The 13,814-nt window shown below is 35.8% G+C and carries 13 protein-coding genes and 1 other annotated feature; of the genes, 9 read left to right on the top strand and 4 right to left on the bottom strand.

The window, feature by feature from the left end:
• Positions 1–41: 41 nt before the first annotated feature.
• Positions 42–1,706, top strand: coding sequence for a M20/M25/M40 family metallo-hydrolase (locus DN392_RS29675; protein WP_074650708.1), 1,665 nt, complete (start codon positions 42–44; stop codon positions 1,704–1,706).
• A 191-nt stretch (positions 1,707–1,897) separates the two neighbouring features.
• Here DN392_RS29675 and proC read toward each other — a convergent pair whose 3' ends face one another.
• On the bottom strand, positions 1,898–2,716 hold the full coding sequence (gene proC, locus DN392_RS29670; RefSeq protein ID WP_061673313.1) for a pyrroline-5-carboxylate reductase: 819 nt from the start codon (positions 2,714–2,716) through the stop codon (positions 1,898–1,900).
• Between the two features lie 339 nt (positions 2,717–3,055).
• Positions 3,056–3,266: a binding site (T-box leader), on the top strand.
• A gap of 145 nt (positions 3,267–3,411) precedes the next feature.
• Between proC and proB the strand changes: the two genes are divergently transcribed.
• A complete protein-coding gene (gene proB / locus DN392_RS29665; protein WP_061673314.1) occupies positions 3,412–4,515 on the top strand; it encodes a glutamate 5-kinase in 1,104 nt (367 codons plus the stop codon).
• A gap of 31 nt (positions 4,516–4,546) precedes the next feature.
• The gene (locus DN392_RS29660) at positions 4,547–5,794 is read left to right on the top strand and encodes a glutamate-5-semialdehyde dehydrogenase (protein WP_088321622.1); all 1,248 of its coding nucleotides are present in this window, start codon (positions 4,547–4,549) and stop codon (positions 5,792–5,794) included.
• Between the two features lie 42 nt (positions 5,795–5,836).
• Here the strand turns inward: DN392_RS29660 and DN392_RS29655 are convergent, their stop codons facing one another.
• Positions 5,837–7,030 carry a NupC/NupG family nucleoside CNT transporter gene (locus tag DN392_RS29655; RefSeq protein WP_000545486.1) on the bottom strand — a complete coding sequence of 398 codons (1,194 nt, stop codon included), beginning with the start codon at positions 7,028–7,030 and terminating at the stop codon, positions 5,837–5,839.
• Positions 7,031–7,193: 163 nt separating this feature from the next.
• On the opposite strand from DN392_RS29655, the gene DN392_RS29650 reads away from it, so the two are divergent.
• The 5 genes from DN392_RS29650 (at position 7,194) to DN392_RS29630 (ending at position 11,397) form a co-directional block, all read left to right on the top strand.
• Positions 7,194–8,237, top strand: a complete 1,044-nt coding sequence (locus DN392_RS29650) for an ArsR/SmtB family transcription factor (protein ID WP_000454539.1) — start codon at positions 7,194–7,196, stop codon at positions 8,235–8,237.
• Between the two features lie 51 nt (positions 8,238–8,288).
• Positions 8,289–9,509 (top strand): MFS transporter, encoded by a 1,221-nt coding sequence (locus tag DN392_RS29645; protein ID WP_000769171.1) that lies wholly within the window; start codon positions 8,289–8,291, stop codon positions 9,507–9,509.
• A gap of 96 nt (positions 9,510–9,605) precedes the next feature.
• Positions 9,606–9,932 (top strand): heme-degrading monooxygenase HmoA, encoded by a 327-nt coding sequence (gene hmoA, locus DN392_RS29640; RefSeq protein ID WP_061673316.1) that lies wholly within the window; start codon positions 9,606–9,608, stop codon positions 9,930–9,932.
• A 106-nt stretch (positions 9,933–10,038) separates the two neighbouring features.
• A complete protein-coding gene (locus DN392_RS29635; RefSeq protein ID WP_088321623.1) occupies positions 10,039–10,626 on the top strand; it encodes a hypothetical protein in 588 nt (195 codons plus the stop codon).
• 78 nt (positions 10,627–10,704) lie between these two features.
• The gene (locus tag DN392_RS29630; protein ID WP_000888514.1) at positions 10,705–11,397 is read left to right on the top strand and encodes a nucleotidyltransferase domain-containing protein; all 693 of its coding nucleotides are present in this window, start codon (positions 10,705–10,707) and stop codon (positions 11,395–11,397) included.
• 143 nt (positions 11,398–11,540) lie between these two features.
• On the opposite strand, the gene DN392_RS29625 is transcribed toward DN392_RS29630, so the two are convergent.
• The gene (locus tag DN392_RS29625) at positions 11,541–12,149 is read right to left on the bottom strand and encodes a hypothetical protein (RefSeq protein ID WP_080482905.1); all 609 of its coding nucleotides are present in this window, start codon (positions 12,147–12,149) and stop codon (positions 11,541–11,543) included.
• A gap of 238 nt (positions 12,150–12,387) precedes the next feature.
• Here DN392_RS29625 and DN392_RS29620 point away from each other — a divergent pair, with 238 nt between their 5' ends.
• Positions 12,388–12,891, top strand: a complete 504-nt coding sequence (locus DN392_RS29620) for a GNAT family N-acetyltransferase (RefSeq protein WP_000127644.1) — start codon at positions 12,388–12,390, stop codon at positions 12,889–12,891.
• A 138-nt stretch (positions 12,892–13,029) separates the two neighbouring features.
• Here DN392_RS29620 and lsrF read toward each other — a convergent pair whose 3' ends face one another.
• Positions 13,030–13,812 carry a 3-hydroxy-5-phosphonooxypentane-2,4-dione thiolase gene (lsrF, locus tag DN392_RS29615; protein ID WP_000219775.1) on the bottom strand — a complete coding sequence of 261 codons (783 nt, stop codon included), beginning with the start codon at positions 13,810–13,812 and terminating at the stop codon, positions 13,030–13,032.
• Between the last annotated feature and the right edge of the window lie 2 nt (positions 13,813–13,814).

Genomic DNA, 13,814 nt, shown 5'->3' with positions numbered 1-13,814 from the left:
TGTCGTCATTTTTTATTCATATAATGGAATTCATTTTCATAATGCGGAAAAATAGGGGGATTTATATGTCAAAGTGGCAATCAAAAGAACAATTGATTCAATTATTAAGCAGTCTTGTTGAAATTCCTAGTATTACAGGTACAGAAGCTGAAGTGATATTGCCAGACTTTGTTGTGGAACAATTATCTGATTTACAGTACTTCAAAGAAAACCCGCATCATTTGCAAAAAAATCCGACGGGGGACGGACGATATTTTGTTACAGCCCTAGTGAAGAAAAGCGATAGTACAAAAAATACCGTAATTCTAGTTAGTCACTTTGATGTTGTAGATGTGCAAGATTACGGAGTTTGGAAAGAAGATGCATTTAGTCCTAAAAAGTTAACATCTATGTTTTATTCTCATAAAGATGAATTACCAGACCATGTACGTGAAGATATAGAACATGGAGATTGGCTGTTTGGTAGAGGAACAATGGATATGAAATGCGGCCTCACGTTACAAATGGCAATGATTGAGCAAGCTTGTGAAGGAAGATTTGATGGAAATGTTCTTTTATTGGCTGTACCAGATGAAGAAGTAAACTCTGTGGGAATGAGAGCTGCTGTTCCAAGACTACTAGAGTTAGCAAGAGAACATAACTTGGATTATAAAACGGTATTAAATTCAGAGCCTATGTTTTCACGACATCCTGGTGACCAAAATAAGTATATTTACACTGGTTCTATTGGTAAAGTGTTACCTGGATTCCTTTGCTACGGAAAAGAGACACATGTAGGTGAGCCATTTGCAGGTTTAAATGGGAGTTATATGGCTGCTTTATTAACGGCTGAATTAGAATTGAATACGGACCTTTGTGATGTTGTAGAAGGAGAAGCGAGTCCTCCCCCAACTAACTTACTTCAACGTGATTTAAAGGAGGATTATTCTGTACAAATTCCGCATCGTGCAGTCACATTATTCAATTTGTTTTTACTGGAAAAAACGATGACAGATGTCGTTTCAATGTTACGTCAAAAAGTAACGAAAGTAGCAGAGAAAATAGAAGAATCATACGAGAAGCAAGCATATCGTTTTTCTAAATATAATCCGTTTATACCGCCTAATATGAAAGTAAATGTATTAACGTATGAAGAGCTTATCGCTTATGCAATTGAACAACATGGGCAAGAGAAAATAGATGATATTCAATCTAGTATAATAAAAAATAGAGAAGATAAAGATGATCGTGCGGTAACAATTGATTTAGTAGATAAACTATCTATTTTATGTAAAGAAAAGGCGCCGATGATTGTACTTTTCTTTGCTCCACCATATTATCCAGCTGTAAGTTCACGCAACAATCCGTTAATTAAAGATGTAGTTGCAGAAATGGAAAAGTATGCTCACTACAATCATAACATTACATTTGAAAAACAAAACTATTTTGGGGGAATTTCAGATTTGAGCTATGTGGGCTTACAGAATCCACTAGATTCAATGAGTTCACTTGTAGACAATATGCCATTATGGGATAAAGGTTATTCGATTCCACTTCAGGATCTAGAAGAGTTTGACGTTCCGGTATTAAATATGGGGCCGGTAGGAAAAGATGCACATCAATGGACAGAACGTTTAGATGTAAATTACGCATTTGAAACGCTATTAGATATGTTACCGAAATGCATTGAAAAATTATTAGTTTCTAATAAAATTACACAATCATAGTAGGGAATAAGGAAGGGATAAAACTAAAATTTCAAAAGAAGATACAAATAAAATTATTGTAGTATAATCAAAAGAACGGACAAACTCAAGTATCTATGAGTTTGTCCGTTTATCATTTAGTGCAAGCGAGAGAGTATGTAATCCACCGTTTTCTAACTAAATTCAAAGCTAACGTGATCTCTTTTATAGTTTTACTTTTTCGTTTGCCCAGATAGTTCAACAGACTTTTGTGTACAGCGCTGCATTGCTGAAATAATTGCAGTTCGTAATCCTTTTTCCTCTAATGTTGCTACAGCTTCTATCGTTGTTCCGCCAGGAGAACAAACCATATCTTTCAATTCACCTGGATGTATGCCTGTTTCTAGTACCATTTTTGCAGAGCCTAACACAGCTTGAGCAGCGAATTTATATGCTTGATTGCGTGGCATACCATCAAGTACAGCGGCGTCTGCCATCGCTTCTATAATCATATATACGTATGCTGGTGAAGAACCGCTTACAGATGTTACAACGTTCATTAATTTTTCGCTTACGATCTCTGTTTGACCAAAGCTATTGAAAATGTTTAGCACATCTTCTAAATCTTTTTCTGTCACCATTTCATTAGGGCATAATGCAGACATTCCTTCTCCAACAAGAGCAGGGGTGTTAGGCATTACTCTTATAACCTTTAATTTTTTAGCAAAAGCTTCTTCAGTACTTTTAATGCTTTTCCCGGCAGCAATCGTTACGATGATAACATCGTTTTTGATTACTTCTTTTATTTCGTTAATGATTGATGTGTATAGGTCTGGTTTAATTGATAAAATTAAAATATCAGCATTTTTAGCTACTTCATTGTTGTCAGTAGTTGTAGTTAGCCCATATTTTTCACTAGCATTTTTTAAATTCGTAGTGTTTAAATCCGAACAAATAATATTATTTGCAGACACTATCTTTTTGTGTAGCATCCCACCAATCATAGCCATTCCCATATTTCCGCAACCGATAAATCCAATTTGTTTATCCATAATAACTCAATCTTGCTCCTTTTATAATAAATTATATCATTTTGAAATTGCTATCTTAAAATAACAATGACATCTTTAAGTAATATAAAGAAACATTCTAAGAGAATATATTCCTTTTTGCAACACCAAAAGATAAAAATCAATTATATTCGACATTATGTAAATATATACACTTTAATTTTAGGTTTTATGTTGATGAATATGAGTTAAACTTATATCGATTTGTATTTTCATTCAGTACGGTAATAATTTCATACAAGTAACTTACCGCTCTATTTATTTTTAAAAATACTTCTTGACACCAAATCAAATTATATCGCATAATATAAAAAATTAAACCGAAAATCGTTGAAGGGAAATAGTACATATGTCTTCTTGCGAAAGAGAGTGGAATTCACCGGCTGAAAGATTCCTCGTATAGAATATATCGAACCTATCCCTGAGTCTTAAATGAAAGTTTAGGCGTTCGCCTGCGTTATAGGCGCCAAGTGGATATCTATGTATATCAATTAAGGTGGTACCGCGGAACAATGACCGTTTCGTCCTTTTTATTTTATTAAGGGCGAAGCGGTCATTTTTATTTTGCTCTTTAATAGGCTAGATGCAGCATTGGTGAGAATAGAAGTCGCTGCAAGCCGAATGAATAAAAGTGTAATGTATAAAAAACTTTGATTTTAGACTTGGGGGATACAAAAGTGAAAAAACAACGAATTGTTGTAAAGATTGGGAGCAGTTCTCTAGCAGATAGTCACGGAGGCATTTCTAAAGAACAACTTTCAGATCATGTTGCCGCATTGGCTCGATTGAAAGAGGAAGGGCATGAAGTTTTGTTAATTACATCTGGGGCTGTCGCTGCAGGTTTTTCTGCTCTAGGATATCCTAGCAGACCTGTGACAATTAAAGGAAAACAGGCTGCTGCGGCTGTCGGACAAAGTTTGTTAATGCAGGCGTATACGGAGGAATTTCGTAAATATGGCATCGTTACTGCGCAACTATTACTGACGAGAAGTGATTTTTCTAGAAAAGAACAATATAGTAACGCTTACGCTACTTTAGGAGAGTTACTAAACCGTTCTGCTCTTCCAATCATTAATGAAAATGATTCCATCTCTTTAGAGGAGCTAACGTTCGGTGATAACGATATGCTGTCAGCTTTAGTAAGCGGACTTGTTTCGGCAGATATGCTTATGATTTTTACGGATGTGAACGGTTTATATGACAAAAATCCACAGAAAAATGCGGATGCGAAAAAATATTATTTCCTTCCTGAAGTTACGGAAGAGATTGCTTCTCTTGCAGGAGATGCTGGGTCCAAACTTGGGACTGGCGGTATGAAATCAAAAATTGATGCTGCGAAGACAGCACTTTCTCTTGGCGTGAGTGTATTTATCGGAACAGGACGTGGACAAGAGAAATTTGTAGATGTTTTGAAGGGCAAAGGTGATGGTACGTATGTCGGAAATGCCCCTCAAAAAGAGATGAAGATGAACAAGCAATGGATCGCGTTGCATTCGCTTGTTAGCGGACAAATTGAAGTAGACGCTGGAGCAGCTACTGCTATCATTCAGCATGGTAAGAGTCTTCTTCCTGCTGGCGTTACAAATGTTTCAGGATTTTTCCAAGTTGGCGATGTCGTAGAAGTAATGACGCAACAAGGGCGCGTAATTGGAAAAGGACAATGCACATATAGCGCAGAGGAATTAAGAGAGATAAAAGGTATGCAAAGTCAACATATTCAAGCAAGAGGCGAAAGGCATAATTATGAAGTCATTCATAGAGATTATTGGGTGTCACTTTAAGAATAGTGATGTTAAAAAGGAGGAAATGAAGATGAATGAAGTGTTGGCAAAGGGAAAAAAGGCGAAAGAAATTGCTAGAGAACTTGTACTAAAATCTACAAGTCAAAAAAACGAAGCACTTGCTGCTATTGCTGAAAGGCTAATAGTAGAAACAGCTTATATTGTAGAGGAAAACAAACGTGATATCGAAGAAGGTAAGGCAAAAGGATTTTCTGATTCACTCCTTGATCGACTTATGCTAACTGAACAACGAATTGTTGATATGGCAGAGGGAATTAAGCAGTTAATCGAATTACGTGATCCAGTTGGAGAACGTGTAAGCGAATGGGAGCGACCAAATGGACTATCTATTCAGGAGATGCGTGTACCACTTGGTGTTGTTGGGATGATTTATGAGGCAAGGCCAAATGTAACAGTAGATGCTGCTACAATTTGCTTGAAAACAGGAAACGCAGTTATATTACGTGGTAGTTCTTCTGCTATCAATTCTAACAAAGCCATCGTTTCCGTTATTCACCGAGCGCTTAAACAAACAAGCTTGCCAGAAGAAAGTGTACAGCTTATACAAGATACAACACGGGATAGCGCAAAGCAGTTGTTTACAATGAATGATTACTTAGACGTTCTTATTCCAAGAGGTGGCAAACAATTAATTGATACGGTAGTGAGAGAAGCGTCTGTTCCAGTACTTGAAACAGGTGCGGGAAATTGTCATATTTTCATTGATGAAACAGCGGATAAGCGAATGACAATTGATATTATTATAAATGCAAAAACGCAGCGTCCATCTGTATGTAATGCAATTGAAACGATTGTACTTCATGAGAAGTGGGCGCAGCAATTTGGTAGCGAGCTGTTTTCAACTTTGAAGGAAAAAGGCGTGGAGCTACGTGGTGATCAGAAAGCATTGGCAATCGATTCGTCAATTGTACTTGCTTCAGAAGAAGATTGGGAAACAGAATTTTTATCACTCACGTTGGCAGTGAAAGTAGTTTCTTCTATAGAAGAAGCGATTCATCACATAAATACGTATGGTTCTATGCATTCCGAAGCGATTATTTCAGAAAACGAGGAAAACGTCAGCAAATTCTTCACAGCTGTAGATGCGGCTGCACTGTATCATAATGCATCCACTCGTTTTACTGATGGATCTGAATTCGGATTCGGCGCTGAAATTGGCATCAGTACACAAAAGTTACACGTAAGGGGACCAATGGGACTACCTGCATTAACTTCTACTAAATACGTGATTCGTGGAAATGGACAAATTCGAAAATAATAATAAAAGACACTCAATTTGCTTGGGTGTCTTTTTATTTATTTACCATACAAATAGCCCAACAAGCATAGCGCTTAATAAGGAAACTGCCATTCCGCTAACGAGAAGCTTCCACACATTTTTACCGATTATGGCTGATTTTTCTCCGCCAAATAATGAATTGTAAGTTCCGTAAATCATACCTACTGTACTAAAGTTAGCAAAAGAAGCTAGAAATGTTGTTGCAACCGCAATCGTATGTGGTTGTAAAGACTTTAGGTTCGATTTTAAATCCATCATGGCAACAAATTCATTCGTTGTTATTTTAATCCCCATTAATTCAGCTACATACATCGCATCACTGCCCGATAAACCGAGTAAAAAAGCAAAGGGGCTAAAGATAATGGAGAAGATTTTTTGAATTGTTAAACCTGTGACGAAAAAGCCTAAAATTCCATTTAAACATGCAGTTAATGCCACATAACCAATTACCATAGCTAAAATAACGATAACCATATTCATCCCGACTAACATACTGTTTGAAATAGTAGAAAAGAAATCCTTTTTTTCATCTTTTGAAGGTGTATATACGACATCTTCTTCTTTCGTAACTTCTACAGGATTTAATACATTGGCTAAAATTAATGCGTTAATACAGTTTAAAGGGATAGCGCTGAAAATATATGTTGCTGGAACCATTGATAAATAGGCGCCAAGAATGGATCCGCTAACGCTACTCATACTCATAATTCCAAAAGTCAGCAAACGATTTTCTTTTAAAACGGATAACTGATCACGAACAACCGCAAGTGCTTCGGTGTTTCCTAAAAACATCATTTGAATCGAAAAGAAACTTTCTAACTTTGGTAAACGAGAAATCTTTGAAATAACTGCACCTACTTTATCAATAATCCAAGTTAAGATCCCAAAGTACGAAAGAATATCGAAAAAAGTGATAACGAAAATGATAGGAAGTAATGCACTAAAGAAGAAATCAATGTGTGGACTGTCCATAGCGGAAGGAAAGGCAAACCGAATACCTTCATTCGCACACGATAGTAGCCAACTGAAAAATGACGCGATTTTATTAATGATAATACTGCCGAGCTTCGTGCCTAACATAAACCATGTAATAAAGAGCTCCAATATGATTAGAATAACGATTGGTCTCCATTTTATTTGTTTTTTATTAGGCGAACATAGGAAAACGATTAATATTACAACGAAAATTCCTAACATATTTAATATAAAATGCATATCAACAACTCCTTGAGGCTTATTATTTGTATATAAAAAAGCTCCTATTCTTCTTAATTTAGAATGAATGTGTTTCAACTAAAATTTTATTAATTCTAAAAACATAGAAGATAAAATTCGATAAAAATAGAATTTGATATATAGTAAACAAGGAGGGGATAAAATGGAGGTCTATCACATAACGAGTAGAAAGAGGGAAACTTACCATGTTCAAGTCAAGTATTCAATACTTTTCGAATGTGCACTTGGCATTGCGGCAATTACTCATAAAAGGTTAATCGATACCCTTGAAAAGAGTCAAAATGAATGGGAAGAAATTAAGGAATCATTAACAGAAGAAATGAGAGAGCACTTACAGTTTGTAGAAGAACATAATACGTGGAAAGCGTTACTTCAGTTGTTGTATGAAGAAGACATGCAGGATGTATCGCAGTTTCATGCTAAAATCGATTCACTTTCAGAAGAAGATTTGAAGTATATATGTTTACCGTTTTTAGGGGAGAAATATGAGAAAAAAAGACGTTTAGCCGCAAGTAGAGATGTAACTGCAATACATGAACTAAAGGAATTAACACATGATCATCAGTTTTTCTCTACGTATATTCGTTTTATATGTGATGTTGATGTACAAGTGCTGAAATCCCATTTAATTGCTGTTATGACAGGATGGTACGACAGTGTTATTAAAAGAGAGGAAGAACAAATACTTTCTATATTAAAACGAGATTATGAAGCAAAGAATGAAATGAATAAAAAAATGAAACCAGAAGAGTTTGTCGAGTGGGCCACTGGTGGCGTGAACTATATGCCAGAGCCAAGTGTTCATCACGTACTTCTTATTCCGCAAATGACGTACAGACCGTGGAATATTGAGGCGGATATTGAAGATACGAAAGTATTTCATTACCCAGTTGCAAACGAAAGCATCCATCCTGAAGATCTATATGAACCGAATTATTTTTTAGTTCAAAAACATAAGGCACTTGGGGATGAAGCGAGGCTACGCATTGTAAAAATGTTGTTCGAACAAGAACGGACTTTGCAGGAAATTACAGAAAGACTGCAACTCGGTAAATCGACAGTACATCACCATTTGAAATTGTTACGTGCGGCGAAGTTAGTTGATATACATGAGGGGAAATATGTATTGAGAAAGAAAGCAGTACAGTCTTTAGCGAAAGAATTAGATATGTTTTTGAATAGATAATTAACAACGAGAATGTACATAAAGGGAGGAATATAAAAGAAAAGTTGGTGTGTGAAATTGAAAAATATATTGAAAAATCGTTCGTTCTTTTTTATGTGGATTGGTAGTGCAATCTCTGAATTAGGAGGGGCTTTCGGAACGTTGTGTAATTCAATTCTAGTATATGAGTTAACAGGATCGGAAATGGCTTTAAGTAGTATGTGGTTATTATATTTCATCCCATCACTCATATTGCAATTAATAAGTGGCCCATTTATTGATAAATGGAGCCGGAAGTGGATTATGATATTTTCACAATGGATACGAGCGTCTGTATTTTTATTACCTTTAGTGATGCTAGTTTTAGGTAGTATAGAAGTTTGGCACATTTATGTTGTTCAAATTGTAGTGGGGCTTATTACACCACTTTATACACCTGCAAGTCAAGCAATTACACCGAGCATTGTAAGGAAAGAACAACTTCAAGATGCAAATGCGTACATTGATGGAATGACTCGCCTTATGATGTTTCTTGCGCCAGTATTAGGCGGAGTAGTCATTCATTTGATTGGAACAAAACTTGCATTATTCTTCGTATGCATTTGTTTATTTGTTAGTGGTACTGTCTTACTTTATATAAAAGAAAATAGAACGTCACAATCCATTCGGAAAACGTGGCTAGAACAATTTCTTCACGGTTTTACATATTTTTTCACAAAACCAATCATCGTTTGGCTCGGTATATTTCTAACTTTTGTTCAATTTGGAGTAGGAGTAACAATGGTCACAAACCTTCCTTATATAAAAGATGAGCTATCAGCGGGATATGCGGAATTTGGTTATTTTATGGCCGGATTCCCACTTGGCTATGTAGTTGGATCTATACTAGTCGGAAAACTAACATATAAAAGCCGGCGCATACTTATGCTTGGAGGATTGTTTATAGGGGGACTCACATACATTTCACTAGGTTTTAACCACAGTATTGTAATAGCGGTAATAATTGAAATAGTTGCAGGTGTTTGTATTGCCTTTTTCAATGTTTATAATACGACGATATGCCAACAATCAGTTCCGAACAATATGATAGGACAAGTATTTTCGGTGCGATTATTTTTCATACGATCCGCTATGCCATTAGGTGTGTTAGTAGGGGGAATATTGAGTGAAATGTGGGGAGTAAGAGTACTATACTTTATTATCGGTTCAATTATATGTGTCACTTCTTTAATCGGAATCTTACTCCCATATTTCAAATTTTTAGATGGGGCAGTTGAAGAGAAAACAGCATAATTCGAAAAATCCAAACTTTATAATTGAAAATAATTATCATAATCAACTATAATAGAAGTATAGTAGTATTCGTATTACAATGAAGGAGTGGGATATATGTTTATCGAAACGAAAACATTTACAGTAAAAGAAGGTACATCAAATATAGTTGTAGAACGTTTTACTGGAGAAGGTATTATCGAAAAATTTGAAGGCTTTATTGATTTAAGTGTTCTTGTGAAAAAAGTAAGACGCGGCGACGAAGAAGTAGTCGTTATGATTCGCTGGGAATCTGAAGAAGCATGGAAAAACTGGGAAACAAGTGAAGAGCATTTAGCAGGTCATAGAGCAAGCCGTGGTAAACCAAAACCAGATCATATCATTAACGTGGATCATGCGGTTTATTATGTGAAATCATCAAAAGCGGCTTATCAGCAGTTGTAATATATATGTAAAGGTAGAGGGTATTTGTTTATTAATAAACAAATATCCTCTTTTTTGATTTATAGTAAAATATGGATGTGATATATGTTTATTTGTTTAATTGTAAATGGAGGTAAATGAAGTGAAAAGAATATTACTAATGACATCTTTAGCAACGACATTATTATCAGCGTGTAGTAATAATAATGTGAAAGAAGAAGTATTTAAGAATGAGGAAGAAAAACGTGAAAGCAGTGCAAAAATAGTAGAGCAGAAGGAGTATATCATTATTGATAAGAAACATAATGATATATTTCTAAAAGATGCTAGTTCAAATAAAGAAGATAGTGTGAAAGTAAGTTTAAATGATTTAAACTCAACAAAATGGAAGGCACCTGTAAGAAACGGTATCCCAGATATAGGTGATCATATCTCTTTGGAAAAAGAAGGGGGCAAATACACACCTACATTAGTAAAAGATCTTGTTGGTGAAATAAAGTATGATGGTACAATTAAATATAAAATTTTAGAAGCAACTAGTAAATCAGTTAAGTGGTTACCACTAAATAAAGAGAACGATGGAGGGGTTGTTCCGCCAGAGATGGTAAAAGTAGTGAATGCTTCGAAAATAAAAGCTGGAGATATTGTTACAATTCAAGATAAAACAAAAAGCAGTAAAGACGCAATTATATATGAACTGACAATCGTTGAATAAGTATGTAGAAGATTATAAGAAAAGTACAATATATTTAGGTGAGGAATAACTCCATAATAATATGTTTGGAGGTTACAAATGTTAGAAGCACAAATATCTATTAAACATGAACAACATAAAAAATTAGTGCAAACCATAGTAGCTGAAATCTTATCTATAAATAAGATAACTGGATGTATGCTTATCGGATCTGTCGCAAGAGGTGATGCATATCCTGATTCGGATTTAGACTTCTATGTTCTTTTAGAAGACGGGCAAAATAAGAAATTTCATTCTGAAACGAGAGAAGAAATTTTAGTTGAATATAAGTATGCAGACGTTAATCAAATACTAGAAAACTTCAAAAACAATCCGATGGAATTATACTCATTTTTAGAAGGGGAAATTTTATTTGATAAAAGCGGCGAGTTGAAAAAGTTAAAGGAAATAGCTACATATGAATTTGAAAACTATCGTGTTTCTAGCGACAAAGTGAAAGGTATTTCTCATTGGTTGCGTAGTTCGCTCATTAAAATTCAGTCTGCTTTGAAAGCACATGATGAGTTAAAAGCTTCATACATTGTTCATACGTCAACTTGGACATTGTTAGAAGGGATATGGGCTATTAATAACAAGCCTACACCGCCAGCGGGATCTGTTTTAAGGTATATACAAGTGTTGCCTAATAAACCAATTCATTTGGAGGCATTACTTCATAAACTATTTTTAGGGGATACGAAAGAACGTATTGAATCGGCAATCATGTTAATGGAGTGGGTGTTATATAAATGATTTTGTCTAATTCTGTTAATATATCGATATTTTCTGTCGGGTTATCGGTATATCGAAAAGCATTGATGTAAATTTTATACATCGTATAAGTACAAAATAAAAGAGAGTAATCTAGTCTGATTTTCAACTAGATTACGCTCTCTTTAATCCAAGCGAATTTCAAATTCAAGCACAGCTTGATCTTTCCTAAACGGTATATTGAGTTCTTTGAATCGTAAGCTTATTCCAGACAAATTATCAGGAAGAGCAGGAGATACAACGAAATGATGACTCAAATGTCCATCAGTGCCGCCGCCACCTTCTGGCCAGCAGTCATATGTATCATCTATTGATAATTGGAAGAAACTATGAGGCTTAACTTCATTAAAAGCTTCATTCGTGGAATCCCAATCGCTATATAAATAAACTACACTAGCATTTGCGTATTGCCGAATAAAAGTTACGGTATACATAATACCTTTATGTTCATACGTTTTAAAAACAGGTATATGTTTTTTGAATGTAGTTGGTTCTACGCGAGGTTTAAATTCACCTTCGTCCATCATAGAAGAGAACAGTGAATTTAGATAGTCTGGATAAAATCCGTATTGCTTTGCCCATTTATAAATGGCTTCATCATGTGGAAAACCTGGATCACCACCTGAAAGTTCTTTTCGTTCTTTTAATAGGGCACAAATTTTTTCATCGATAGTATATAACCTGTCATCGTAATAATCACTAGGCCGTTCAAAACCCATTCGTTTCATAATCATTCCTCCTTTTCTTTATTTTAACAAAAAAGAAAGTGCGATACATTTTTAAATGTAAATTTAAACTCATTCATAAATCAAATATTGTAGACTTAAAATGAAGTTTGATAACAAGGTCTATTTAGCAGAGGAATTGCTTATGCATAAAATAATATTAATGTATGAATCAAGCAGGTTTCCCATATGATAAAGTACGAAACTATTATAAGTAGTACAGTGAAATCAATAGGAGGTTACCGGTATGACAGCTGTTTTTAAAGATATGGCGTTTCAGTTAAAAACGGAACGACTCGATCTGAATATGTGGGAGGAATCTGATGCAGTCTGGCTGAGACAATTAATTGGTGAACGTGGTGTGGACATGCCTACCATTGAATCTGTTCGTAGCTCTCTTATCGAAATGCGCAAGAAAGCAACTGAAAATGGTATTTCTCTTCTTACTATACGTAGGCGAGAAGAAGGGGATTTCATCGGATACTGTGGCTTAATTATTGGTCGTGCCACGCTTGAAGAGCCGGAGATTGCATATGAGTTGTTCCAAAGAGTTCATCGTAATGGTTATGCGACAGAGGCAGCATCAGCAGTGCTTGAGGCCGCGATCGCTACGGGGCGCCAAAGACTTTGGTCAACTGTAGGCGCTTGGAATACAGCGTCTTTCCGGGTATTAGAAAAGATAGGGTTTCATCGGCATCACAGTACATGGGGGGAGCGCGGTGAGATTGTTTGGAACGTACGCGATCTGTAGAAATCTGACTAAATCCGGAACAAAAAAATGTAAAAGAAAACCTCTATGTTAGGTTACTTAGTAATCTAACATAGAGGTTTTTCTTTATTGTAAATATTAATTTTGTATATATTTAAGAGTAATAGTCTGTCGTTTATTTTAATTTTTTACATCGTCGAATAATTGGAGTGCCTCTTTCACATTCAATCCATTCTTCACAATGCCATGAATCGCTTGAATCATCGCAGCAGGATGTTCAGATTGCCATATGTTTCGGCCCATATCTACGCCGATTGCGCCTTCTTGCAGTGCATTGTACGTAATGTTTAATGCGTCTTCAATTGAATCCAGTTTTGGTCCACCAGCAATTACGACTGGGGCAGGGCATGTGCTTGTAATTTTTTCGAACCCTTCGCAGTAATACGTTTTAATAATGTCAGCACCCATTTCAACGCATACGCGGGAAGCAAGTGCTAGAAAGCGAGCTTCACGTTTTTGTAGTTCTTTGGCAACTGCGGTAATGCCGAGTACTGGCAGGCCATAATCGTGAGCTTCTGAAACTACATTTGCGAGATTCGAAACTGTTTGTGTTTCATAGTCTGATCCGACGAAAACAGAAACACCTACGCCAATTGCGTTTTGTTTTACTGCTTCTTTTACAGGCGTAACAATTGTCTCATTCGCTAAGTCTTTACCGACGACAGTAGCCCCGCCAGATACACGCATAACCATCGGTGTGCTGCAGTTTTCAGGAATGCAGGAGCTAAGTACACCACGCGTTAAAAAGAGCGAATCCGTATAAGGAAGTAAGTTTTTAACTGTTTCAAGTGGCTGTTCAAGCCCATGAATTGGTCCTAAAAAGTAGCCGTGATCTATCGCTAACATAACCGCTCTGCCATCAGGTAAAATTGTATTTAATCGATTTTTAAATCCCCAAGTCATTC

The sequence above is a fragment of the Bacillus sp. BB51/4 genome (genome assembly GCF_008368845.1).
GTDB lineage: Bacteria > Bacillota > Bacilli > Bacillales > Bacillaceae_G > Bacillus_A > Bacillus_A wiedmannii.
This window is presented reverse-complemented; position numbering and strand designations above follow the sequence as displayed.

Coding starts and splice junctions, on each gene's coding strand:
- DN392_RS29675 (WP_074650708.1), top strand. CDS start 42: ATGCGGAAAAATAGGGGGATTTATATGTCAAAGTGGCAATCAAAAGAA.
- proC (WP_061673313.1), bottom strand. CDS start 2,716: ATGGATAAACAAATTGGATTTATCGGTTGCGGAAATATGGGAATGGCT.
- DN392_RS29660 (WP_088321622.1), top strand. CDS start 4,547: ATGAATGAAGTGTTGGCAAAGGGAAAAAAGGCGAAAGAAATTGCTAGA.
- DN392_RS29655 (WP_000545486.1), bottom strand. CDS start 7,030: ATGCATTTTATATTAAATATGTTAGGAATTTTCGTTGTAATATTAATC.
- DN392_RS29650 (WP_000454539.1), top strand. CDS start 7,194: ATGGAGGTCTATCACATAACGAGTAGAAAGAGGGAAACTTACCATGTT.
- hmoA (WP_061673316.1), top strand. CDS start 9,606: ATGTTTATCGAAACGAAAACATTTACAGTAAAAGAAGGTACATCAAAT.
- DN392_RS29635 (WP_088321623.1), top strand. CDS start 10,039: ATGGAGGTAAATGAAGTGAAAAGAATATTACTAATGACATCTTTAGCA.
- DN392_RS29630 (WP_000888514.1), top strand. CDS start 10,705: ATGTTAGAAGCACAAATATCTATTAAACATGAACAACATAAAAAATTA.
- DN392_RS29625 (WP_080482905.1), bottom strand. CDS start 12,149: ATGATTATGAAACGAATGGGTTTTGAACGGCCTAGTGATTATTACGAT.
- DN392_RS29620 (WP_000127644.1), top strand. CDS start 12,388: ATGACAGCTGTTTTTAAAGATATGGCGTTTCAGTTAAAAACGGAACGA.
- lsrF (WP_000219775.1), bottom strand. CDS start 13,812: ATGACTTGGGGATTTAAAAATCGATTAAATACAATTTTACCTGATGGC.